The organism is Dactylosporangium vinaceum, assembly GCF_019904175.1.
Lineage (GTDB): Bacteria > Actinomycetota > Actinomycetes > Mycobacteriales > Micromonosporaceae > Dactylosporangium > Dactylosporangium vinaceum.
The window spans coordinates 4,056,863-4,077,574 of the sequence record NZ_CP061913.1 but is presented as its reverse complement, the minus strand read 5'-3'; the positions used below and the strand labels follow the sequence as shown (position 1 = coordinate 4,077,574).

The following is a 20,712-nucleotide window of genomic DNA, read 5'->3' as shown; positions in this document are numbered from 1 at the left end:
GGCCCGGTCACGCACTGTCACTGACCGGGTGTGCATCCCCGGACCGGAAACCATCAATCAGCGAGGCTTGTGCGGGTGCCGAGGCCGCCACCTCGGCACCCGCATCTCGGCGAAGGCGACTCGGTCCACAGTCGCGGACCTTCACGGCTGGCCTGCTGGAACACCCCTGCCCAACAGGCGATCACCGCGGATCGGCCACATTCGTCCGGCGAATAACGCTCCCGCAGCCGTGCGGATCCGGCTGCATCTTGAGCATGCCGGAGTCCCGTTACGAGACTGTGACGAGCCGGGATCATTCTCCGACCGGCCCGCGCTGCGGTCGCTGCCGGGATCAACGCGGCGGACCCGTTGCTCCCACCGACGGGTCCCGTGGCTGCGCCGCTATGAGGCCTACTGGTCCGGCGTGCTGACCAGACTGCGCGACCTCGCCGAGGCGGACGGTCTCAGTGAGCGCGACTGAACGGCGTGACGGGGCGTTCGAGCCGCTCCCCGTCGACGACGTGGTCCACGAACTCGTTGTAGAACGCGATGTGGTCCCTGATCGGGCCGACGGCCGGCAGCGGCTCGGCGTAGTACCAGGCGATGTTCTCCGCTCGCGGCGCGCGCAGCGACAGGTACCCGGCCGTCCCCTTGTACGGGCAGCCCGTGCGCAGGTCGCTGGGGTCGAACAGGTCGCGATGCACGTCGCCCGGCGGGATGTAGTAGCGGATCGGCAGGCCCGTCTCGAACACCAGCACCGGCGCGCGCGTCTCGGCCACCGGCACGCCCTCGATCTCGACGACGACGTGGCGGCTGCTGGGTATCGCGTCGACCCGTTTGTGCGGGTCCCGCGGGTGGATGAAGATCTCTTCCTCCTCCTCGAACCAGCGGGCCGCCGACCATTCGACCGCGACGTGCCCGGCCAGCCGCGGGTCGTCGTAGCGCCACACCACGTCGGCCGGCAGCAGCTCGGTACGCACGTCGCTCTCCGCGAAGACGTACCGCGGCACCGGCTTGCCGGCCTCCCACACCAGCAGCGGCCGCCGGGTGTCCACCACCGTCGCGTCGCCCTGGCGGCCGCGGACCCACCGCTCGCTGGCCTCGATCACGAGTGCTGTCATGCCGGCTCCTCCACGGCGGCCACGTATGGCCGCCCCGCCTGCCACGCGGCCACCTGCTCGGGCCGCCCGAACACCTGAAGGTACTCCTCCACCGCCGTGAGCGCGGTCCGCCCGACGTCGTACGGGTCGAACTCGGGCTCGCCGCCGCCGACGAACGCGGGCAGCGGCTCGACGACGGAGCCGAGGCTCGGGTGGACGAACACGGCGGCCGAGCGGCGGGTGACGGTGCCGCCGGCGACGACCCGGTGCCGGCCCGGCCGCAGCCGCCCGTTTGTCCAGTTGGTCAGCAGCGAGCCGGAGAACACCTGCAGCGCGCCGGGCACGATCGGCACCGGCACCCAGGAGCCGTCGGGCCGCTGGCCCTGCAGGCCGGCGTAGTCGCCCTCCTGGTGCAGCACCGTGAGCACCGAGTCGTCGGCGTGCTCCAACAGCAGCAGCTTCTCGTCGTCGGCTCCGGGCTCGGGGTGCGTCCACGTGGGGTAGTCGTTGACGACGAACGTCGTGTACTCCGGCTGCGTGAGCGGGAACGGGTCCACCCCGAGCGCCCGCGCATAGAGGCCCAGGACCCGGCGGGCGACGCCGACGTAGGCGTCGTGGTAGGCGCGGGCCGCGGCGCGCAGCTGCGGCTCCTGCGCGGGCCAGACGTTGGCGTGGGCGAAGATGTCCAGGTACTCGGCGGGCACACCGGCCGCGGCCGCGCTCGCCGGGTCGTCGTACTGGCCGAAGCTGAACCGCTCCAGCTCGAGCCGCCCGTAGTCGTCGGGCCACTGCCGCCAGCCGCGGTACGGGTGCGCGGTCGGGCTGGCCAGGAGCTCCTTCTCGGCCCGGGGCAGGGCGAGGATGCGGCCGACGGCACGGCTGAAGTCCTCGATCACCGCGGCCGGCACGCCGTGGTTAACGACCTGGATGATGCCCAGCTGCTCGCCGGCGGCCCGCAGGCGGGCGAGCTCGTCCGCTGACGTGTCGGCGGCGTCGAGGTCGATGACGGGTACTGTCGCGAGGTCGGTGGTCATGGCGGTCCTCCTCAGTGCAGGGCGGTGTCGATGATGTCGGCGAGCGTGGCCGGGTCGGTGCCGGCGACGGTCGTGACCGACCCGGCCGGGGTGGCCAGGGCGAAGTGCTGGACGTCGGCGTCGGACAGCGGGCCGTCGTGGCTGCGGACCAGCAGCGGCGGCTGGCGCAGGACCGCGAGCCGCTCCCACAGCGGCTCGTCCTCGGGGGCGGCGCCGGGCAGGGTGTCGACGAGCACGAGCCGGGCGATCGCGGCCGGGTTGCGGGTGGCGGCGTGCAGGGCCACCCGGGCGCCGAGCCCGTGTGCGAGGACGAGGCGGTGCCGCGGCGCGAAGGAGCCGATCGCCTCGACGATCGGCCGGGCCAGCCGGCTGGCCGCGGGGGGCTCCTGGGCGGTGCCGCTGGACCGGCCGTGACCTGGCAGGTCCAGCGCGGCCGCCGGGCGGTCCACGGTGGCCAGGAGCCGGTCGAAGGCGCGGGCGTCGGCGCCGCGGTCGTGCAGCAGGACGATCTCCGGGGGGCCGGCACCCCAGACGACGGCGCTGATGTGGCCGCCGGAGGTGACGTTCACCCAGCGGCGGATGACTGTCGGTGGCGGGTCCGAGCGGGCGCGCAGGTCGGCGAACTCGTTCTCGACGGCCCGGGTGGGCACGGTCATGTGCGGACTCCAATCGATGGCAGCGCGGCCGGCTCCAGGTGGCACCGGACGGTGTGCCCGGACCCGAGGTCGGCGGCGGGTGGTGTGGTGGTGTCGCAGACGCCGGCGATGCGCTGCGGGCAGGCCCCGAAGAAGCGGCAGCCGGCGGGCGGGGCGGGCGCGGGCGGGGCGGGGCGGGCGGCGCCGACGAGGACCGCGGTGTAGGGGTGGTGCGGGCCGGCCAGCACGGCCCCGGCCGGGCCCTGCTCGACCAGGGCGCCGCGGTAGAGCACCGCGACGCGGTCGGCCAGGTAGCCGACGACGGCCAGGTCGTGGGAGATGAACAGGTAGGAGGTGCCGGCCGCGGCCCGCTCCGCGGCCAACACCTCCAGCACGGCCGCCTGCACGCTCACGTCGAGCGCGGAGACGGGCTCGTCGCAGATCACCAGCGCGGGCCGGCCGGCGAAGCTGCGGGCGATCGCGACCCGCTGCCGCTGGCCGCCGGAGAGCCGATCGGGCCGGCGCGGCAGCAGTTCGGCGTCGATCCGGGCCCGGGCCGCGAGGGTGTGCACGTCCGCGTCGCCGCCGAGGGTCCGGCGGGCCCGTTCGAGGATCTGCCGGACGGTCTGGGCCGGGTTCAGCGTGGTCTCCGGGTCCTGGAAGACCATCTGGATTCGGCGGCGCACGGCCTGGTCGCGGCGCTCCAGCCGGGGCGGCAGGTCGGCGCCGTCGAGGCGCAGGTCGCCGGAGCCGTCGGCGTGCAGCCCGGCGATGGCCCGGGCCAGGGTGGTCTTGCCGCTGCCGGACTCCCCGACCAGGCCCAGCACCTCGCCGGCCCGGATGGTGAGGTCGACGTGGTCCAGCACCACGGCCGCCCCGTGCCGGCGGGTCAGGCCCCGGACCTCCAGCAGCGGCGGGCCCGGCGCGGGAGACGGCTCGCCGGGGGCCCGGCTCCGGGGTGCGGTGCGGGGGTGGAAGCAGGCCACGGAGCCGGTCAGGACCGGCTCGCTCGCCGTGCAGTCGGCGGTGGCCACCGGGCAGCGCGGCGCGAAGACGCAGCCGTGGCCGGTCTCGCCCGGCAGTGGCGGCCGACCGGGGATCGGGGTCAGGCGGCGGGTGGCGCGGGGCTCGCCGAGGCGCGGGGCGCTGTCGAGCAGCCCGGCGGTGTACGGGTGCTCGGGGTCGGCCAGGACCGCGGCGGCCGGGCCGGTCTCGACCAGGCGGCCGGCGTAGAGCACGCCGATGCGGTCGCAGTGCCGCCCGACGAGGTCGAGGTCGTGGCTGATGAGCACGGCCGCCGCATCGAGGTTGGCGCGCAGGCGGGTGAGCAGGTCCAGGACGTCGGCCTGGACGGCCGCGTCGAGGCCGGTGGTCGGCTCGTCGAGGACGAGCAGGCGGGGCCGGGCGGCGAGGACGGCGGCGATCATGACCCGCTGGCGCTGGCCGCCGGAGAGCTGGTGGGGATAGCGGCGGGCGGCGCCGGGCGGGAGCCCGACCCGCTCCAGCAGGGCGGACGCCTCGGCGGCGGCTTCCCGGCGGCCGGCGCCGCGCAGCCGGAGGACCTCGGCGACCTGGGCGCCGGCCCGCATGGTGGGGTCGAGGGCGCCGGCGCCGTCCTGGTGGACGAAGGCGACGGTTTCGCGGCGCCAGCGGCGCAGGGCGGCCGGGGCCAGGGCGAGCACGTCGGTGCCGTCGACGACGATCCGCCCGCCGGTGTGGCGGCCGCCGGGCTGCAGGTGCCCGCCGAGGAGGTAGCCGAGCGTGGACTTGCCGCAGCCGGATTCGCCGACGAGGCCGAAGGTCTCGCCCGGCTCCACGGTGAGGGCGACGTCGTGCAGTACACCTGCTGCCCCATAAGCGGCCGAGAGGCCTTCGACGTGCAGCATCGCGGTCACGGCGCCGCCTCGAGCCGATGCCGCAGGGCGTCGCTGAGCAGGGCGACCGCGACGACCAGGGAGCCGATCGCGAGGGCCGGGGCCAGGACCGTCCAGGGCGCGACCGGCAGCCACACGCGGTTGTCGGAGACCGCGGCGCCCCACTCGGGCGAGCCCGGCGGCTGGCCCAGCCCCAGGAACGACAGGGTCGCGGCCGCGAAGACCGCGTCGCCGAGCCGGGAGGTGGCCTCGACAAGCACGGTACCGCGGATGTTCGGCAGGATCTCGCGCAGCATCAGCGAGCGGGGCGGCTCACCGCGCAGCCGGGCCGCGTCGACGTAGGGCTTCTCCCGCTCGACAAGGGTCACGGCCCGCACCGAGCGGGCGACGATCGGCACGAACGCGGCCCCGACGACGAGCACCACGACCAGCGGCGAGCGGCCGAGCAGGGCGATGAACAGGACCGCGGCGATGACCGTCGGGAACACCATGAGGGCGTCGAGGACCCGCATGACGATGTCGTCGAACCAGCCGCGCACGGTGCCGGCGGCCAGGCCCAGGGCCGTGCCGGCGAGCACGCCGATCGCGGTCGCCGGCGGGGCGACGAGCAGGACCGGACGGGCGCCGGCGAGGAGCCGGGACAGCACGTCACGACCGAACTGGTCGGTGCCGAGCCAGTGCCCGGGGCCGGGTGGCCGCAGGCGCAGGGCCGGGTCCTGCAGGGCGGGGTCGTGCGGCGTCAGGTGCGGCCACAGTATCGCCACGACAGCCCACAGCACGATGACGAGGGCCGCCAGCCGGGCCGTCACGCCCGCACCTCGAACCGGACCCGGGGGTCGAGCAGCCGGTAGGTAAGGTCGGTCAGCAGCGTCACCGCCAGGTAGGCCAGGCCGAGCACCATCGCCGTCGCCTGCAGCGTCGGGACGTCCTTGTCCACGGCCGACTGCAGCAGCAGCGCGCCGAGGCCCGGGTAGTTGAAGAGCAGCTCGACGACGACCAGGCCGCCGAGCAGGAACTGCAGCTGCACGCCGAGCGCGCTGGTGGCCGGGACTGTCGCGTTGCGCAGCACGTGCCGGGTCAGGATGCGGCCCGGGGGCGTGCCGCGCAGCCGGGCCGCGCGCACGTAGCCGCCGCCGACGACCGCGATGGTGCTGGCCCGCACGTGCCGGGCCACGTACCCCGTGCACAGCAGGACCAGCGACAGGGCCGGCAGGAACAGCCGGGCCAGCACGGCCAGGGGGCCGTCACCGGGCTCGGACCGGGCCGAGACCGGGAACCAGTGCAGCTGCACGGCGAAGACGACAAGCAGCACGACGCCGGTGACGAACTCGGGCGTGGCCCCGAGGGCCAGGCCGGTGGCGCTGATGACCCGGTCGAGCCAGGTGTCGTGCCGGGCCCCGGCGGCCAGGCCGGCGCCGACCGCGACCGGGACCAGCAGCACGAAGGCGAAGAGGGCCAGGGTGAGGGAGGCGGCGAGCCGGTCGCGGACGAGGCCCGCGACCGGCTCCCGCAGTGTGTAGGAGACGCCCCAGTCTCCGGTGATGAAGTGCCAGAGCCAGTGGATGTACCGCAGCCAGACCGGATCGTCCAGGCCGAGCTGCCGGTTGTACGCGGCGACGGCCTCGGCGCTCGCCTCCCGGCCGAGCACGGTGCGGCCGACGTCGCCCGGCAGCACGTCGGTGGCGAGGAAGACCAGCAGCGACACGCCGAGCAGGGTCAGCGGCACGGCGGCCAGGCGGCGGCGCACGTCAGGCTCTCGTGACCGAGCTGAAGTCGACGTACTGGGCGGGGTGGGCCTGCACGCCCTTGAACTTCTTGCCCTGGTAGGCCCGCACCGTCCCGCTCCAGTAGGCGATGATGACCGGCACGTCCTCGTGGAGGATCGTCGCGACGGTCGCGGCGGCGGCCTTGCGGGCGGCGTCGGTGGTGGCGGTGTCGTAGGCGTCGGCGGCCGCGTCCAGTTCGGGGTTGGCGTATTTCGAGCCGTTCCACACGCCGCCGGACTTCACCATCGGGATGACCAGCTGGCTCGGGACCGCCCGGCCGGCCCAGCCGACCAGGTTGGCCTGGGTGAACAGCCACGGGGTGTCCTTGGCCTGGTCGCCGCCGTAGAAGTCCTTGGACGAGCGCTGGTCCAGCTCGACGGTGATGCCGGCCTGCTTGAGCTGGTTCTGGACGGTGACCGCGTAGTCCTTGTCCGGCGGCTCGAACGTCAGCGTGAAGCGCAGCTCGGCGCCTTGCAGGAGCGCGGCCACCTTGGCCTTGTCCTGCGCGCGCTGGGCCAGGTCCGTCGGGGCGGCCGGGAACAGGGGGGCCAGGAGGTGGTCGTTGCCGAGGTCGCCGACGCCACTGCCGATCGACTGCAGGATGGCCGGGCGGCCGAGGGCGTAGGCGACGGCCTGGCGGACCTCTTTGCGGTCGAACGGAGGCTTGTCGGTGCGCAGGGTCAGCACCGTGACGCCGGTGCCCTTGACGGTGTCGACATCGACGGCTCCGGTACCGGCAAGGGGCTGGGCCAGGGCGGCCCGGCTGAGGATCTGCACGTCGATGTCGCCGCCCTGCAGCGCGAGCAGGTCGGCCTGGTCGTCGGCGTAGAACTTGAGCTCGACGCCGTCGAGGTACGGCTTGCCGGCGTCCCAGTACTTCTCGTTGCGGGTGAAGCTGGCCCCGGTCGAGGCGTTGTAGCCGGTGAGCACGAACGGGCCGGTCCCGATCGCGTGCTTGGTGAAGTCCCCGGCGTAGTCCTGTTTGAGGATGAGCGCGTTGTAGTTGCCGGCCGAGACGAGGTACGGGAAGTCGCCGAACGGCCGCTGCAGTGCGAACTCGACAGTGCCGGCGTCGGGAGCGCTCACGCCGCCGGCCTTGAGCACGGTGCCGAACGCGGACAGGGCGGCCGACTTGCTCGCCGGGTCGAGCAGCCGGTCGAACGAGGCCTTGACGGTCTGCGCGTCGAGAGGGGTGCCGTCGGAGAAGGTCACGCCCGGGCGCAGCTTGAACGTCCAGCGCTTCCCACCGTCGGCGGACTGCCACGACTCGGCGAGCCGCGGGACGAGCTTGAAGTCCTTGTCCAGCCAGATGAGGTACTCCGCGACCAGCTGGACGATGGCGATCGCGGTCCCGTCGTACATGGTGACCGGGTCCACGGCGGTGGGCGGCGGCGGCGCACCGGCTCGCAGTGTTCCGCCCCGCCGGTCACCGCCCCCGGTCTCCTCGCCGACGCCACACGCGCCGAGCAGGGCGGCGAGTCCGCCACCAGCGAATGCGGCAAGCACCTGACGGCGATCCACGCCCACCCCCCAATAGCGATCTTTCCTATCTGGATAATAGGAAAACGGAGGTCGATGCGTTGAGTCCTTCCCATATGACGGGACGGTGACCTGCGCCCGGCCGGCTGGACCGCCCGGCCGGGCGCGGCGCGGCTCAGCTGCTGAGCAGGAAGCGGGTCAGCACGCGGGTGCCGAACTCGAGCCCGTCGACCGGCACCCGCTCGTCGACACCGTGGAAGAGCGCCGTGAAGTCCAGGTCGGCCGGCAGCTTCAGCGGCGCGAACCCGAAGTTGCGGATGCCGAGCAGCTGGAACGACTTGGCATCGGTACCGGCGGACAGCATGTACGGCAGCAGCCGCGCCCCCGGGTCCTCGGCCGCGATCGCCGCCGTCATGGCGTCGACGAGGTGCCCGTCGAACGAGGTCTCCACCGGCGGCAGCTGATCCCAGTCGAGTTCGACGTCCGGCCCCAGCACCTCGGCCAGGGTCCTGGCGAAGACGTCCTCCCGCCCCGGCAGCATCCGCCCGTCGACTGTCGCCTCGGCCACCGACGGCACCACGTTCGTCTTGTACCCGGCGTTGAACATGGTCACGTTGGCCGTGTCGCGCAGCGTCGCCCCGATGAGCCGGGCCACGGTGCCGAGCCGGGCGACGGCCGCCTCCGGGTCGTCGGGGTCGAACGGCACCCCGGTGAGCTCAGCCACGCCCTCCAGGAACTCGCGGGTGGCCCCGGTGAGCACGATCGGGAACCGGTGCGCGTCGAGCCGGGCGATGGCGGCGGCGAGTTTGGCCACAGCGTTGTCGGTGTGCACCATCGACCCGTGCCCGGCGGTGCCGCGGGCCTTGAGCCGCAGCCACATGATGCCCTTCTGCGCCGTCTCGACCAGATAGGCCCGCACGTCGTCGCGGAGCGTCAGCGAGAACCCGCCGACCTCGCTGACCGCCTCGGTGACCCCGTCGAAGAGATCGGCCCGATGCTGCACCAGCCACCGGGCCCCGTTGAACCCGCCGGCCTCCTCGTCGGCCAGAAACGCAAAGACCAGATCCCGCGGCGGTACCGTGCCCGCCCGCTTGAACTCCCGGGCGACCGCGACACTCATGGCCACCATGTGCTTCATGTCGATCGCGCCGCGCCCCCACACGTAGCCGTCGCGGATCTCCCCGGAGAAGGGGTGCACGGACCACTCGGCCGGATCGGCCGGCACGACATCGAGATGCCCGTGCACGAGCAGCCCGCCCCGGCTCGAATCGGCCCCTTCGAGCCGCACGACGACGTTCCCCCGCCCCGGCCCCGACTCGACGTACTGCGGCTCGTACCCCACCTCGGCCAGCTGCTCCGCCACGAACTCGGCCGCGGCCCGCTCCCCCTTGAGCGTCGCCGGGTCCCCGGTGTTCGTGGTGTCGATCCGGATCAGCTCACTCGCCAGCCCGGCAACCTCGTCCGCAGCGCTCCTCGTCATCTCCGTATCCTACGAGATCGATAGGAATTAGGCGCACTCGGGCCACACCTCCCGGCCCGACCCACGCCGGACGGCCGGCAACGGGGTTGACCGGCGTGGTTGGCTGCGCTGATGAAACTGTTGCTGACATCGGGCGGCCTGCGCAACGCGAGGCTGCTCGACGCGCTCGGGGAGCTGGTCGGGCGGCCGTTCGCGGCGGCGAACGTGGTCTACATCGCGACCGCGTCCATGGCCGAGCCCGGCGACCACAGCTGGGTGCTGCAGGACCTGGCCCGGGTGCACGGACTGGGCTGGCGGCAGTTCGACGTCCTCGAGCTCAACGGCCTGCCACCGACGCTGGTGCGCGACCGGCTCCTGCAGGCCGACGTCATCTACGTCAGCGGCGGCAACCACTACCACCTGGCCCGCAGCATCACCGGCAACAACCTGACCGGCATCTTCCTGGAGGCCCTGGAGAGCCGCGTCTACGTCGGCCTGAGCGCCGGCTCCATGATCTTCAGCCGGCACCTGACCGAGCACGCCGCCGAGGTCATCGGCGACGCCGCCGACCTGCACCTGCTCGGCGCCACCACCGTCGAGGCACCGTTCGGCCTCTTCGACTGGTACCTCAAGCCGCACCTCTACTCCCCCGACTTCCCCGAGCGCGACGACGCCTGGGCCGACGCCATCGCCGCCCGCGCCGACTTCCCCATCTACTTCATCGACGACGACACCGCCGTCCGCGTCGACGACACTCAGGTCGACGTCGTCTCCGACGGCCGCTGGCGGCTCCACCCGCACGACGCCACCATCAGCCCCAGCCTCCCACCTGCGCCCGCGTAATAACCTCTTATTCATATCGGTAAGATAGGTTAATGGGCGTCGCCTAGCGTCTAACGCACCAAATGCACGGCGGAACGCAACTCGGCCCAAATTCCTATTAATTCGATCTTTTAAATGGACAAACTGGAGGTGCGTGTCGTGTCCGTCACGGCGATCGAACAGCCGCCCCGGGTGGCCGCCCTGCGCCGGCTGCGGCCGCCCGTGAGCTGGCGGTACCTCGGAGGCCGGCTGCTGACCGGGCTGGTCGCCGTGTGGGGGGCGATCACGCTGGTGTTCTTCGCGCTCTACTCGACAGGCAATCCGGCCGTCCTGCTCGTACCGCCCAACGCGCCGCGCGACGAGATCGACCGGCTGACCACGCTGATGGGCTACGACCGGCCGCTGCCGGTGCAGTACGCGAAGTTCCTCGGCAACGTACTCACCGGCCACTTCCCCGAATCGATCCGCTACGGCTCCGACCCGCTCGGCATCGCCCTGGCCAAGGTGCCGGCCAGCTTCGCGCTCGGGGGGACCGCGTTGGTGCTCGGCATCGGGCTGGGCGGGCTGATCGGCTACGTGTCGGCTACGGCGCGCTCGTCGTTCCTGCGCCGGGGGCCCCTGGCGGCCGCGGTCGGGCTCGAGGCGGTACCCACCTTCTTCATCGGCATCCTGCTCGTGATGGCGTTCGCGGTCGGGCTCGGCTGGTTCCCGGCGGTCACCGACGGCGCCGACGCCGACGGGATCGTGCTGCCGGCGCTGACGCTGGCCATCGCGTTCGTGCCGGTCATCGCCCGGGTCTTCCGCACCGCCCTGCTCGACGTCCTGCAGGCCGAGCACATCCGCACCGCCCGGGCCAAGGGCCTGCCGCGACGGGTGATCATCTTGCGGCACGTCGTCGCCAACGCGCTCGGCACCACCCTCAACGTCATCGGCATCCAGGCCGGCGTGCTGCTCGGTGGGGCCGTCGTCACCGAATCGGTGTTCAACTGGCCCGGCATCGGCCAGCTGTCCATCAACGCGGTCCAGAACCGCGACTACCCCCTCGTCATCGTGTGCGTCCTGGTGATCGCGCTCGGATTCGTCCTCATCAACCTGCTGGTCGACATCCTGGCCGCCGTCGTGGAACCGAGGCTGCGCTCATGACCTCCGTCGACGTCACCGAACAGCTCATCGCCGAGCACACGATCACCGAATCCGCCCCGGCCACCCGCGGCCGCACCCGCCGCACGATCGGCACCGGCGGCTGGGTCGGCGCCGCCCTGCTCGCCCTCGTCGTGCTCGTCACCGTGCTCGCCCCGCTGCTGGTCGGCGACCCCCTGGAGCAGGACTTCACGGCCATCCTGCAGGCCCCGTCGGCCGCTCATCCGTTCGGCACCGACGACCTCGGCCGGGACATCCTGGCCCGCACCGTCTTCGGCGGCCGGACCGGCCTGGCCCTCACCTTCCTGGCCGCCACCGTCGCCTCCGTGCTCGGGCTCACCCTGGCCCTGCTCGGGTCCCTCGCCGGCGGCTGGGTCGACGGGCTCACCGCCCGCCTGGCCGACGTGCAGCTGGCCGTCCCCTCCATCGTCCTGGCCATCGTGGTCCTGTCGTTCATCGGCAACTCGTTCGTCCCGATCGTCGCCGTGCTCGTCCTCGGCTCCTGGGTGCTGACGTTCCGGATCATCCGCGGGCACACCCGGGCCGTCGTCAGGCAGCCCTATGTCGAGGCGGCCCGCGTCGCCGGGGCCGGCCCCGGGGCCATCGCCTGGCGGCACCTGATCCCGAGCGTGCTGCCACTGTTCTTCGTCGCGCTCACCCTGAGCGCCTCGTCGGCGCTGCTGCTGGAGGCCAGCCTGGGCTTCCTCGGCCTCGGCGTCCAGCCACCGGAGCCGGACTGGGGCCAGATGGTCGCCGCCGGCCGCGACAGCCTGTCCACGTCGCCGTTGATCTCCGTCGTCCCCGGCCTCGTCGTCGTGGTCACGGCCGTCGCGCTGCAGCTGCTCGGCGACGGCCTGGCCGAGCGGTTCGTCGGCCGCGACGCGATCCGCACGGGAGTCTCCCGATGACCGTGCTGACCGAGCGGACCGACGTCTCGGTCCTGGGCGTGCGCGACCTGACCGTCGGCCTGCACAACGACTCGGCCGTGCTCGTCGACGGGGTGAGCCTGCAGGTCGCCGCCGGCCGGGCGGTCGGGCTCGTCGGCGAGTCCGGCTCCGGCAAGACGCTTACCGCCATGGCGATCGCGGGTCTGCTGCCGCCCGCCGTCCAGGTCGCCCGCGGCAGCGTCAACGTCGCCGGGCAGGAGGTCCGCGACCTCACCGAACGGCAGGCCCGGGCTTATCTCGCGGCCCACGTCGGGGTGGTGTTCCAGCATCCGACACCGTCGCTCAACCCGCGGCTGCGCATCTGCAAGCAGCTCGTCGAGGCGCTGCCGCGCGACACCCCCCGCACGCAGCGCCGGCCCCGGGCCGGGGAGCTGCTGCGACTCGTCGGGGTTCAGGAAGTACACAAGACGCTCGAGGCTTTTCCGCATGAACTGTCCGGCGGGCTCAACCAGCGGGTCGTCATCGCGATGGCCCTGGCCCGATCGCCGAAGCTGCTGATTGCGGACGAGCCGACCACCGCCCTTGACGTGTCCGTGCAGGCGCAGGTCCTCGACCTCATCGACGAGCTGCGGGCCGAGCTCGGCTTGGCCGTGCTGCTGGTCAGCCACGACATCGGGGTCGTCGCCGACCGCACCGACGACGTGTACGTGATGGCCGGCGGCGCGATCGTCGAATCCGGTCCGACGGCCGACGTGCTGCGCTCACCGCAGCACGAGTACACCCGGCAGCTCCTCGACGCCCAGCCCAGCCGGCTGGCCCCGGTGCGCGCCCCGGCGGCGCCGGAAGGTCCGCCGCGGCTGGAGGTGCACGGCGTCCGGCGGGTCTTCGGGCGGCACACGGCGCTGGACGGCGTCGACCTGACGATCCACCGCGGACAGGCGCTCGGCCTCGTCGGCGAGTCCGGGTCGGGCAAGACCACGCTGGCCCGGATCATCGTCGGCCTGGAGCGCGCCGACAGCGGCACCGTCAGCCCGTTCGGCGGGCGGCAATGGCGCCGCGAGGTGCAGTACATCTTCCAGGACCCCTACAGCTCGCTCGACCCGCGACTGACGGTGGCGCAGACACTGCGCGAGCCCCTGGAGCTCAACGTCGGCCTCGCCCGAGCCGAGATCCCCGGGCGTATCGACGCGCTGCTCGACGAGGTCGAGCTGCCCCGGGCGTTGCGCGACCGGCTGCCGTCCGAGCTCTCCGGTGGGCAGCGCCAGCGCGTCGGCATCGCCCGAGCCATCGCGAGCGAGCCGACGCTTATCGTCGCCGACGAGCCGGTGTCGGCCCTCGACCTGTCCGTCCAGGCCCGGATTCTGCGGCTTCTCGCGCGGCTGCGGGCCGAGCGCGGCCTCACCTACCTGTTCATCTCCCACGACCTGGCCGTCGTGCGCTACCTGTGCGACGACGTCGTCGTGCTGCGCGAGGGCCGGGTCGTCGAGCGCGGCCCGACCGACGAGGTCCTCGAACGGCCCGCCCACCCCTATACCCGTGCGCTGCTCGACGCCGTTCCCGGAAGGAAGAGAACGTGAAGCTCCGGTTGTTCGCCGTAGCAAGTCTTGTAGTCCTAGGTGCCTGCGGGGGTACCGCAGCCGAGGGCGCGGCCCCGCAAGCCGGTGAAACGCTCCGGCTGGCGCTGTCGCGGCAGCTGACGAACATCCACCCGCACAAGGGCGGCTCCCCCGACAGCCAGGGCGCCGTCATCGGATCCATCTACGAGTCGATCACCCGGATCTCGCCCGACTTCAAGGTCGTGCCCGGCCTGGCGACGTCGTGGAAGACCGTGGACAACCTCAACTGGGAGTTCACCGTCCGCACCGACGCGAAGTACTCCGACGGCAACGCACTGACCGCCGAGGACATCGTGTGGAACTTCAAGCAACTGCTCGACCCGAAGTACGCCGGCACGTCCGGGGCGCCGCTGCGCAAGTACCTCAAGAGCGTCGAGAAGACCAGCAACACCACGCTGGCCTTCCATCTGTCGCAGCCGACGCTTGACCTGCCGGGCCGGCTGTGGAGCATCTACATCGTCGAGCCGAGCTTCGCCCAGTCGCACAAGCTCGACACCGAGGCCCTCGGCAGCGGCCCCTACAAGCTCGACTCCCTCGACCTGGAGAACGGGGCCACGCTGTCGCTGAACCCGAACTACGCGGGGCCGAAGCCGGCGTTCGCGAAGGTCAAGTACACCGTCCTGGCCTCGGAAGCCCAGCGCATCGCCGCGCTCAAGACCGGTGAGCAGGACATCGTGCTCAACCTGGCCCCGCTCTCGCAGGACCAGTTCAAGGACTCCAAGACGTACAACACCATCCTCGGCGTCGGCCCGCAGCCGCTGGTCCTCGCCATCAACGAGCGCAAGAAGGACACGCCCCTGGCCAACGTCCAGGTCCGGCAGGCGCTGAACTACGCCACCGACAAGCAGACCATCGTCCACGGGCTGCTGAAGGACTCGGTGAAGCCGCTGCCCGGGCAGGTCCTCTACGCGCCGTTCAACGAGCCGAACCCGGCACTGCAGGCGTACCCGTACGACCCGGAGAAGGCCAAGTCGCTGCTCGCCGCGGCCGGCTTCGGATCCGGTTTCACGATCAACCTCGACGTCCCGGCCGGCACCTACGTCTCCGCCGAGTCCGCGTCGCAGGCCATCGCCGCGCAGTGGGCCAAGATCGGCGTCACGCTGAAGATCACGACGACGCCGTTCCCGGCCTGGCTGCAGCGCCAGTACGGCGCCGACGACCAAGCCGCCGACCTCGTCTACATCATGTGGGGCAGCCAGTATCCCGGCGACACCACCGGCAACTTCGGCCCGTTCCGCAGCGACCACATCCAAAGCCACGTCAAGGCGCCCGAGTTCGACGCGCTCGGCGACAAAGCGCTGACCGCCACCGACGAGGCGTCCAAGGCCAAGTACCTCAACGAGGCCACCCAGAACTACCACGACGCCGCCCACACCATCTTCCTCTACCCGTCCCCGTTCACGGCCGAGGTCTCCAAGGCCGTCACCTGGACCCCCAAACCCAACCGTTATCTGTACGCCCAGGAGGTCGGACGAGCATGAGCGAGCGGCAGCTGTTCCTCGGCGGCTATGTCCTGTTCCCGAGCGGCCACTACGCGGGGGCATGGCGGCACCCGTACTCGTCGCGCGACTGGCTCGGCCGGGATTTCCTGCACCAGGTCGCCCGCACCCTCGAGGCCGCCAAGTTCGACCTGGCCTTCATCCCCGAGACCGTGAGCTTCCGCGACGGCTTCGAGCGCCACGGCCTGTCCAACGCCATCAAGCACGACCCGGCCCAGGTCGCGGCCACCATCGCGGCCGTCACCACCCATCTCGGCGTCGGCGTCACGCTGTCGACGAGCTTCAACGAGCCGTACAACCTGGCCCGGACCCTGCTGAGCCTTGACCACCTCAGCGGCGGCCGGGTCGCCTGGAACGTCATCCAGTCCAACGGTCCGGCCAACTACGCCAACTTCCCGCACGTCGAGCAGCTGGCCGGGGCCGAGCTCTACGACCGCGGCGACGACTTCGTCGAGGCCGTCACCGCACTGTGGAGGGCGTGGGACGACGACGCGCTGGTCCAGGATCAGGAGACCGGCGTCTTCGTCGACACGTCGAAGGTCACCATCCCCGACTACCAGGGCAAGTACCTGAGCGTGCGGGGCCCGCTGAACCTGCCGCCCAGCCCGCAGACCCACCCGGTCATCATCCAGGCCGGCGACTCCCCGCGCGGCCGGCAGTTCGGGGCCCGCTGGGGCGACGTCATCTTCGCCATCGAACGTACCCCGGCCGACCTGCGGGCGAAGAAGGACGACCTGAAGGCCAAGGCCCGCGCCCTCGGCCGCGACGCGGAGAAGATCCGGCTGTTCGCCGCGGTCCAGCCGATCGTCGGCGAGACCACCGAGATCGCCAAGGCCCGCCGCGACTACCTGGCGACCCGGATCACGCCCGAGGCTGGGGTGGAGTTCTTCAGCCAGTTCGCCCGGCTCGACCTCGGTGGCGTCGACCTGGACGCGCCGTACCTGCAGGTCCTGGAGGAACGCGCGACCGAGGGCCAGGCCGAGGGCCGCGCCGTCGTCCAGCTCACCGAACTGCTCGGCAACCGCGCCGGCAACGTCACCATCGCCGAGGCCGCGGTCGAGTTCTCCACCAGCGAACTGACGCCGCAGCTGGTCGGCACCGGTGTCGAGATCGCCGAGCAGCTGACCGACATCTTCGCCTCCGGCGCCGCCGACGGCTTCCTCATCACCCCGACCCACTTCCCCGGCTCGTTCGACGACTTCGGCCGCGCCGTCGTCCCACACCTGCAGCGCCTCGGCGTCTTCCGCACCGACTACACCGGCACCACCCTGCGCGAGCACCTGGACATCGCATGACGGAGTGCAAGCTCGACGGCCGGCTGGCCGCAACGTTCACCTCGGGCCCGGGCGACAGCGCCGTCGTCCTGCTGCACGGGTTCCTGTCCGACCGGCGGGCCGGGGGCCGGTTCGACCGGCTCGCCGACGAGTACGCGGCCCTCGGCCTGGCGGTGCTGCGCTTCGACTTCAGCGGGTTCGGCGACTCCCCCGGCGACGTGGTCGATGGCGAGCAACTGCTGGACGATGCCCGCGCCGCCCTCGATCACCTCGATTCGCAGGGGTACTCCCGGCAGGTCCTGCACGGCCAGAGCCTGGGCTCGGCGGTGGCGCTGCGGGTCGCGCCGGAGCGGCCCCGCGTCGTCACCCTGGTCCTCACCGGCGCCCTGACCGGCGCCGGCGACGACCGCCCCTACCCCTTTCTCGGCGACGAGGGCCTCGCCGCCTGGCACCGTGGCGAGGACGTGCACCTGCCGATCGAGGGTTCGGCGGTGCGCACCCACGTCACCGTCAACCGGGCGCGGCCGCGGCTCGGCACCACCGGCACGCAGGCGGAGCTCCTGGGCGCCGTCAAGGTGCCGGTGCTGGTCGTGCACGGCGACGCCGACGAGCAGGAGCGGCGGCTCAGCGCGATCACCGCCGCCGGCGCCCACCTGCTCCCGCAGGGCTCCCGGGTGGCCGTCATCCCAGGCGCCGCCCACACCTTCTACGACCATCAGGACACCCTGGCCGATCTCGTGACCGGCTGGGTCCGCCCCTTCCTGAACGAGGGAACCCGATGACCGATATCACCGTGCTGTCCCGCGGGCTCAGCGTGCCCAAGGGCTTCGGCGACGCCAGCCTCGTCGCCGCCCCGCCCGGAGCGATCCGTCTCCTGGGTGGGATACCGGCGCCGGAGGCTCTGCCCGTCGAGGACTTCGGCCGGGCTTCGGCCGCGCTGTGGGAGGACCGGCCCGCGGCCGTGGCCGGCCTGCAGTACTCCCAGACCCCCGGCTTCGCGGCCCTGCGCTCGTGGATCGCGGCCCGCGAGGGCGTCGACCCGCGCCGCATCGTCATCACCAACGGCGGCATGCACGGCCTGTCACTGGCCGTGCTCACGGTCGTCGAGCGCGGCGCCACCGTCGCCGTCGACGACCCGGTGTTCCCGCTGTTCCTGCGCGCCCTCGAGGTCTCCACCACGGCGACGCTGCCGGTCCCGGTGGTCGGCGACGGCTTCGACGTGGAGTACCTGGCCGCGCGGCTGGCCGCCGGGGAGCGGATCGCGGCCGCCTACACCGTCCCCGACTTCCACAACCCGTCGCAGGTCACGCTGCCCGCGGACAAGCGCCGGGCCCTGGTCGAGCTGGCCGAGCGGTACGGCTTCTACGTCATCGCCGACAATCCGTACCGCGAGCTCCGCTTCGCCGGCGAGGATCAGGGCCACGCCGTGTTCAACGACTCCGACCGGGCCATCCACGTCAACACGTTCACGAAGACCCTCGGCCCGGGCTGGCGGCTCGGCTGGCTGGTCCTGCCCGAGCACCTCGTCGACCCGGTGGTCCGGCTGCGCAACCGCGGCGACTCGCACAGCCCGACCGTCACCCAGACGATCGTCGAGAACCTGGTCACGCAGGACGGCTGGTTCGACGGGGTGGTGAAGGCGGCCAACGATCTGTACCGCGAGCGGGCCCAGGTCCTGGTCGACGCGCTGCACGAGGAGCTCCCGGGGGCGTTCGGCACCCAGGTCCCGGAGGGCGGCCTGTTCCTGTGGCCGCGGCTGCGCGACGACAGCCTCGACGCGGCCGCGCTGTACGAGCGGGCGGCCGCCGCGGGCGTCGTCTACCAGCAGGGTGCGCACTTCGCCGCGAGCCCGCAGCAGGAGTCGGCCCGGCACCTGCGCTTCGCGTTCGGCGATCGCACCCCCGATGAGCTCCGTGAGGCCGCGCGCCGCCTGGCCCAGGCGTTCCATGGCGCCTGAGGTAAGCGTCCGGCTGGTCGATCCGGCGGAGTACGAGGCGGCCTCGGCCCTGAGCGAGGCCGCCTACGGCCACGACTACGAGCTCACCGCCGACTACCGCGCGAACATCCGCGACGTGGCCGGCCGGGCCGCCGAGCACGAGGTGTGGGTCGCCGTCGACCCGACCGGCGCCCTGCTCGGCACCGTCGCCACCCCGCGCCCGGGCCGGCACATCGGCGGCCTCGCGGTCGCCGGCGAGCTCGACTTCCGCCTCCTCGCGGTCGCGCCGGCGGCCCGCCGGCTCGGCATCGGCCGGCTCCTCGTCGGGCATGTCATTGACCTGGGCCGGCAGCGCCGCGCGGCCCGGGTGGTGATGAACAGCGGCCCGGAGATGGTGGCCGCCCACCGCCTCTACGCCGCGCTCGGCTTCCGTCGGCTGCGTGACCGCGAGACCCGGATCGTGGACGGACGCCGCCTCCTCGCGTTCGGTCTCGACCTGAGCGGGTAGGGTGGCGACCCGCTCAGGTCGTCGTCTGCGACCCGGACTGGGCGGCCATTCTATGATTTTTCGATAGGATTTATGCCCTCGCCGGGGCGCCGCCGGGCACGGCTGTCGATATCCTCGAGGCATGCCCAGCCGCTTCGGCAATGTCGTGCGCGTGCATCGGCGCTATCCCGGCGCGGCGTGCATGGGGGGCCTGTTCGGCGGTGCGGGCATCGTGCTGTTCGTGGCACTGCCGGTCGCTGCGTCTCCCCTGGGCGACTCCCGCTGGCTGCCGGGCATCCTGTTCGCCATCGGCTGCGTGGCGGGCTTGGTCGTCGCCCGGCCCTGGTGGCGAGCCGCGACCCGGCTCGACCGCTACCTGGTCGCCGAGCAGGGCGTCCTCGTCTGGTCACCACAGTGTGACGACGTGACCGACGCCATCGCGTGGAGCGCCGTGAAACGCGTCAGCGCCCGGCGGGTCACCTGGGACGACCCCGACGGCCGGGCGCACGGTCACGTCATCCCACCCGTCATGGGCCGGCGCGACCTGCTGCGCTCGTTCGAACGCGGCGTGCCTATCGCGGCCAGCCGCCGCCGCCGGATCGTGACCGCCGCCACCGCCGCGGCGGCGATCCTGCTGTTCTGCGGCCCCCCGGTGTGGTTCGGCGCCGTGCCGACGGTCGTCGAAATCGTCCGCGGCGAGCAGCCCCGCAGCGTCTTCGACCTGGCCCGCCTGTGCACCGGCGGCGCCCCGTTCCGCGGCGCACCCGCATACCACGGCGCCGGCCCCCACCCGATCGCGGTCGTCCACAGCACCTTCGTCGCCCACGTCGTCGGCCCCGGCGACGCCGCCCAGCTGGTCGCCTGCGGCCACGTCACCGGCCGCCTCGACCCGAAGCCCGCGACGTACTGCAACTACTACGGCGGCACCGTGGAGTACTACACCGCCCACTTCGAGTACGACGTCCGCGAGGCGCGGACCGCCCGGCACGTCGCCACGCTGAGGGCCGACAGCGGCCCACCACCCCGCGAGTGCGCTGAACGATACGTCTTCACCGACCCCGGCTCCGACATCGTCGAGATCGACCTCCCTCCGGAGGACGACCAGCTCGACTCCGCCTTCAACGCCGTGCTCCGCAACGACGCAGGCGGATGAGGTTCCGGCCGGACCGGTGACGATCCGGCGGCCGGCCTGCGGGCCGGCGCTCTCAGCGCTGGAGGATTTTCTGGAAACACAACGAGTAGGTCTGCGTCTCGTAGGGCGGGAAGATGGGGATGCGGGTGAAGCCGGTCTTCTCGTAGAGGCGGACCGCGTCGGGCTGCCGGTCGCCGGTCTGCAACAGGAGCCGCTGTCCGCCGAGTCGCGCCGCGGCCTGCTCCACGGCAACGAGCAGGGCAACCGAAACTCCGGTGCCGCGGTGCGAGGGGACGATGTACATGCGTTTGAGCTCGAGGTCAGCACCGAGGCGGCGCAGCGCCGCATGGCCGACCGGCTCCCGGTCGGCGGTGTAGGCGACGCCCGTATACACGACGGTGTCCGCGTCCACGCCGTTGCGGTCGTTGAACCGGTCCGGGTAGCGCAGCTGCATCTCCGCGGCCATCGCCGCCCGCAGTGACACTGCGGTCACGTCATCCCAGTCGACACTCTCGATGTGTACGACCACGCTGCTCCCTCATCCCACGATTTGAAACAGCTTGCATCGCGCGATCGTCCCACTCGAAGTAGCA

Annotated in this window: 19 protein-coding genes; 10 read left to right on the top strand and 9 right to left on the bottom strand. The window is 72.4% G+C overall.

Translation table 11 applies throughout. The annotated features are described in order from the left end of the window. Nucleotides 1-443: 443 nt before the first annotated feature. The 8 genes from Dvina_RS18315 to Dvina_RS18280 all read right to left on the bottom strand — a co-directional run bounded on the left by Dvina_RS18315 (nucleotide 444) and on the right by Dvina_RS18280 (nucleotide 9,347). Nucleotides 444-1,100, bottom strand: a complete 657-nt coding sequence (locus Dvina_RS18315; protein WP_223103679.1) for a DUF427 domain-containing protein — start codon at nucleotides 1,098-1,100, stop codon at nucleotides 444-446. Then, nucleotides 1,097-2,113, bottom strand: a complete 1,017-nt coding sequence (locus Dvina_RS18310; RefSeq protein ID WP_223103678.1) for a 2OG-Fe(II) oxygenase family protein — start codon at nucleotides 2,111-2,113, stop codon at nucleotides 1,097-1,099. Before Dvina_RS18310 ends, Dvina_RS18315 begins: the two co-directional genes overlap by 4 nt. Nucleotides 2,114-2,124: 11 nt before the next feature. Then, complete coding sequence (locus tag Dvina_RS18305) at nucleotides 2,125-2,769, bottom strand: alpha/beta fold hydrolase (protein ID WP_223103677.1); 645 nt, start codon at nucleotides 2,767-2,769, stop codon at nucleotides 2,125-2,127. Beyond that, nucleotides 2,766-4,634, bottom strand: coding sequence for an ABC transporter ATP-binding protein (locus Dvina_RS18300; RefSeq protein ID WP_246656550.1), 1,869 nt, complete (start codon nucleotides 4,632-4,634; stop codon nucleotides 2,766-2,768). Before Dvina_RS18300 ends, Dvina_RS18305 begins: the two co-directional genes overlap by 4 nt. A 5-nt stretch (nucleotides 4,635-4,639) precedes the next feature. Beyond that, nucleotides 4,640-5,431 (bottom strand): ABC transporter permease, encoded by a 792-nt coding sequence (locus tag Dvina_RS18295; RefSeq protein ID WP_223103675.1) that lies wholly within the window; start codon nucleotides 5,429-5,431, stop codon nucleotides 4,640-4,642. Then, the gene (locus tag Dvina_RS18290) at nucleotides 5,428-6,369 is read right to left on the bottom strand and encodes an ABC transporter permease (RefSeq protein ID WP_223103674.1); all 942 of its coding nucleotides are present in this window, start codon (nucleotides 6,367-6,369) and stop codon (nucleotides 5,428-5,430) included. The genes Dvina_RS18295 and Dvina_RS18290 overlap by 4 nt, the downstream gene beginning before the upstream one ends. 1 nt (nucleotide 6,370) lies before the next feature. After that, on the bottom strand, nucleotides 6,371-7,909 hold the full coding sequence (locus tag Dvina_RS18285; protein WP_223103673.1) for an ABC transporter substrate-binding protein: 1,539 nt from the start codon (nucleotides 7,907-7,909) through the stop codon (nucleotides 6,371-6,373). 133 nt (nucleotides 7,910-8,042) lie between these two features. After that, entirely contained in the window at nucleotides 8,043-9,347 is a 1,305-nt protein-coding gene (locus Dvina_RS18280; protein ID WP_223103672.1) for a M20/M25/M40 family metallo-hydrolase, read from the bottom strand. 111 nt (nucleotides 9,348-9,458) lie between these two features. Between Dvina_RS18280 and Dvina_RS18275 the strand changes: the two genes are divergently transcribed. From Dvina_RS18275 to Dvina_RS18230, 10 genes are all read left to right on the top strand, one after another. Continuing rightward, nucleotides 9,459-10,169 carry a Type 1 glutamine amidotransferase-like domain-containing protein gene (locus Dvina_RS18275; RefSeq protein WP_223103671.1) on the top strand — a complete coding sequence of 237 codons (711 nt, stop codon included), beginning with the start codon at nucleotides 9,459-9,461 and terminating at the stop codon, nucleotides 10,167-10,169. A 114-nt stretch (nucleotides 10,170-10,283) separates the two neighbouring features. After that, on the top strand, nucleotides 10,284-11,291 hold the full coding sequence (locus tag Dvina_RS18270; protein ID WP_223103670.1) for an ABC transporter permease: 1,008 nt from the start codon (nucleotides 10,284-10,286) through the stop codon (nucleotides 11,289-11,291). Continuing rightward, entirely contained in the window at nucleotides 11,288-12,196 is a 909-nt protein-coding gene (locus tag Dvina_RS18265) for an ABC transporter permease (RefSeq protein WP_223103669.1), read from the top strand. The genes Dvina_RS18270 and Dvina_RS18265 overlap by 4 nt, the downstream gene beginning before the upstream one ends. Further along, entirely contained in the window at nucleotides 12,193-13,752 is a 1,560-nt protein-coding gene (locus Dvina_RS18260) for a dipeptide ABC transporter ATP-binding protein (RefSeq protein WP_223103668.1), read from the top strand. Before Dvina_RS18265 ends, Dvina_RS18260 begins: the two co-directional genes overlap by 4 nt. Continuing rightward, nucleotides 13,749-15,272 (top strand): ABC transporter substrate-binding protein, encoded by a 1,524-nt coding sequence (locus Dvina_RS18255; RefSeq protein WP_223103667.1) that lies wholly within the window; start codon nucleotides 13,749-13,751, stop codon nucleotides 15,270-15,272. Before Dvina_RS18260 ends, Dvina_RS18255 begins: the two co-directional genes overlap by 4 nt. After that, nucleotides 15,269-16,585 (top strand): NtaA/DmoA family FMN-dependent monooxygenase, encoded by a 1,317-nt coding sequence (locus Dvina_RS18250; protein ID WP_223103666.1) that lies wholly within the window; start codon nucleotides 15,269-15,271, stop codon nucleotides 16,583-16,585. Before Dvina_RS18255 ends, Dvina_RS18250 begins: the two co-directional genes overlap by 4 nt. Next, nucleotides 16,582-17,346, top strand: a complete 765-nt coding sequence (locus Dvina_RS18245; protein ID WP_223103665.1) for an alpha/beta hydrolase — start codon at nucleotides 16,582-16,584, stop codon at nucleotides 17,344-17,346. Before Dvina_RS18250 ends, Dvina_RS18245 begins: the two co-directional genes overlap by 4 nt. Further along, nucleotides 17,343-18,521, top strand: a complete 1,179-nt coding sequence (locus Dvina_RS18240; protein ID WP_223103664.1) for an aminotransferase-like domain-containing protein — start codon at nucleotides 17,343-17,345, stop codon at nucleotides 18,519-18,521. Before Dvina_RS18245 ends, Dvina_RS18240 begins: the two co-directional genes overlap by 4 nt. After that, nucleotides 18,511-19,008 carry a GNAT family N-acetyltransferase gene (locus Dvina_RS18235; protein WP_223103663.1) on the top strand — a complete coding sequence of 166 codons (498 nt, stop codon included), beginning with the start codon at nucleotides 18,511-18,513 and terminating at the stop codon, nucleotides 19,006-19,008. Before Dvina_RS18240 ends, Dvina_RS18235 begins: the two co-directional genes overlap by 11 nt. Nucleotides 19,009-19,129: 121 nt before the next feature. Continuing rightward, nucleotides 19,130-20,140, top strand: coding sequence for a hypothetical protein (locus tag Dvina_RS18230; protein WP_223103662.1), 1,011 nt, complete (start codon nucleotides 19,130-19,132; stop codon nucleotides 20,138-20,140). A gap of 52 nt (nucleotides 20,141-20,192) precedes the next feature. On the opposite strand, the gene Dvina_RS18225 is transcribed toward Dvina_RS18230, so the two are convergent. Continuing rightward, nucleotides 20,193-20,648: a GNAT family N-acetyltransferase gene (locus tag Dvina_RS18225; protein WP_223103661.1), complete on the bottom strand. Its 456-nt coding sequence runs from the start codon at nucleotides 20,646-20,648 to the stop codon at nucleotides 20,193-20,195. Nucleotides 20,649-20,712 lie beyond the last annotated feature (64 nt).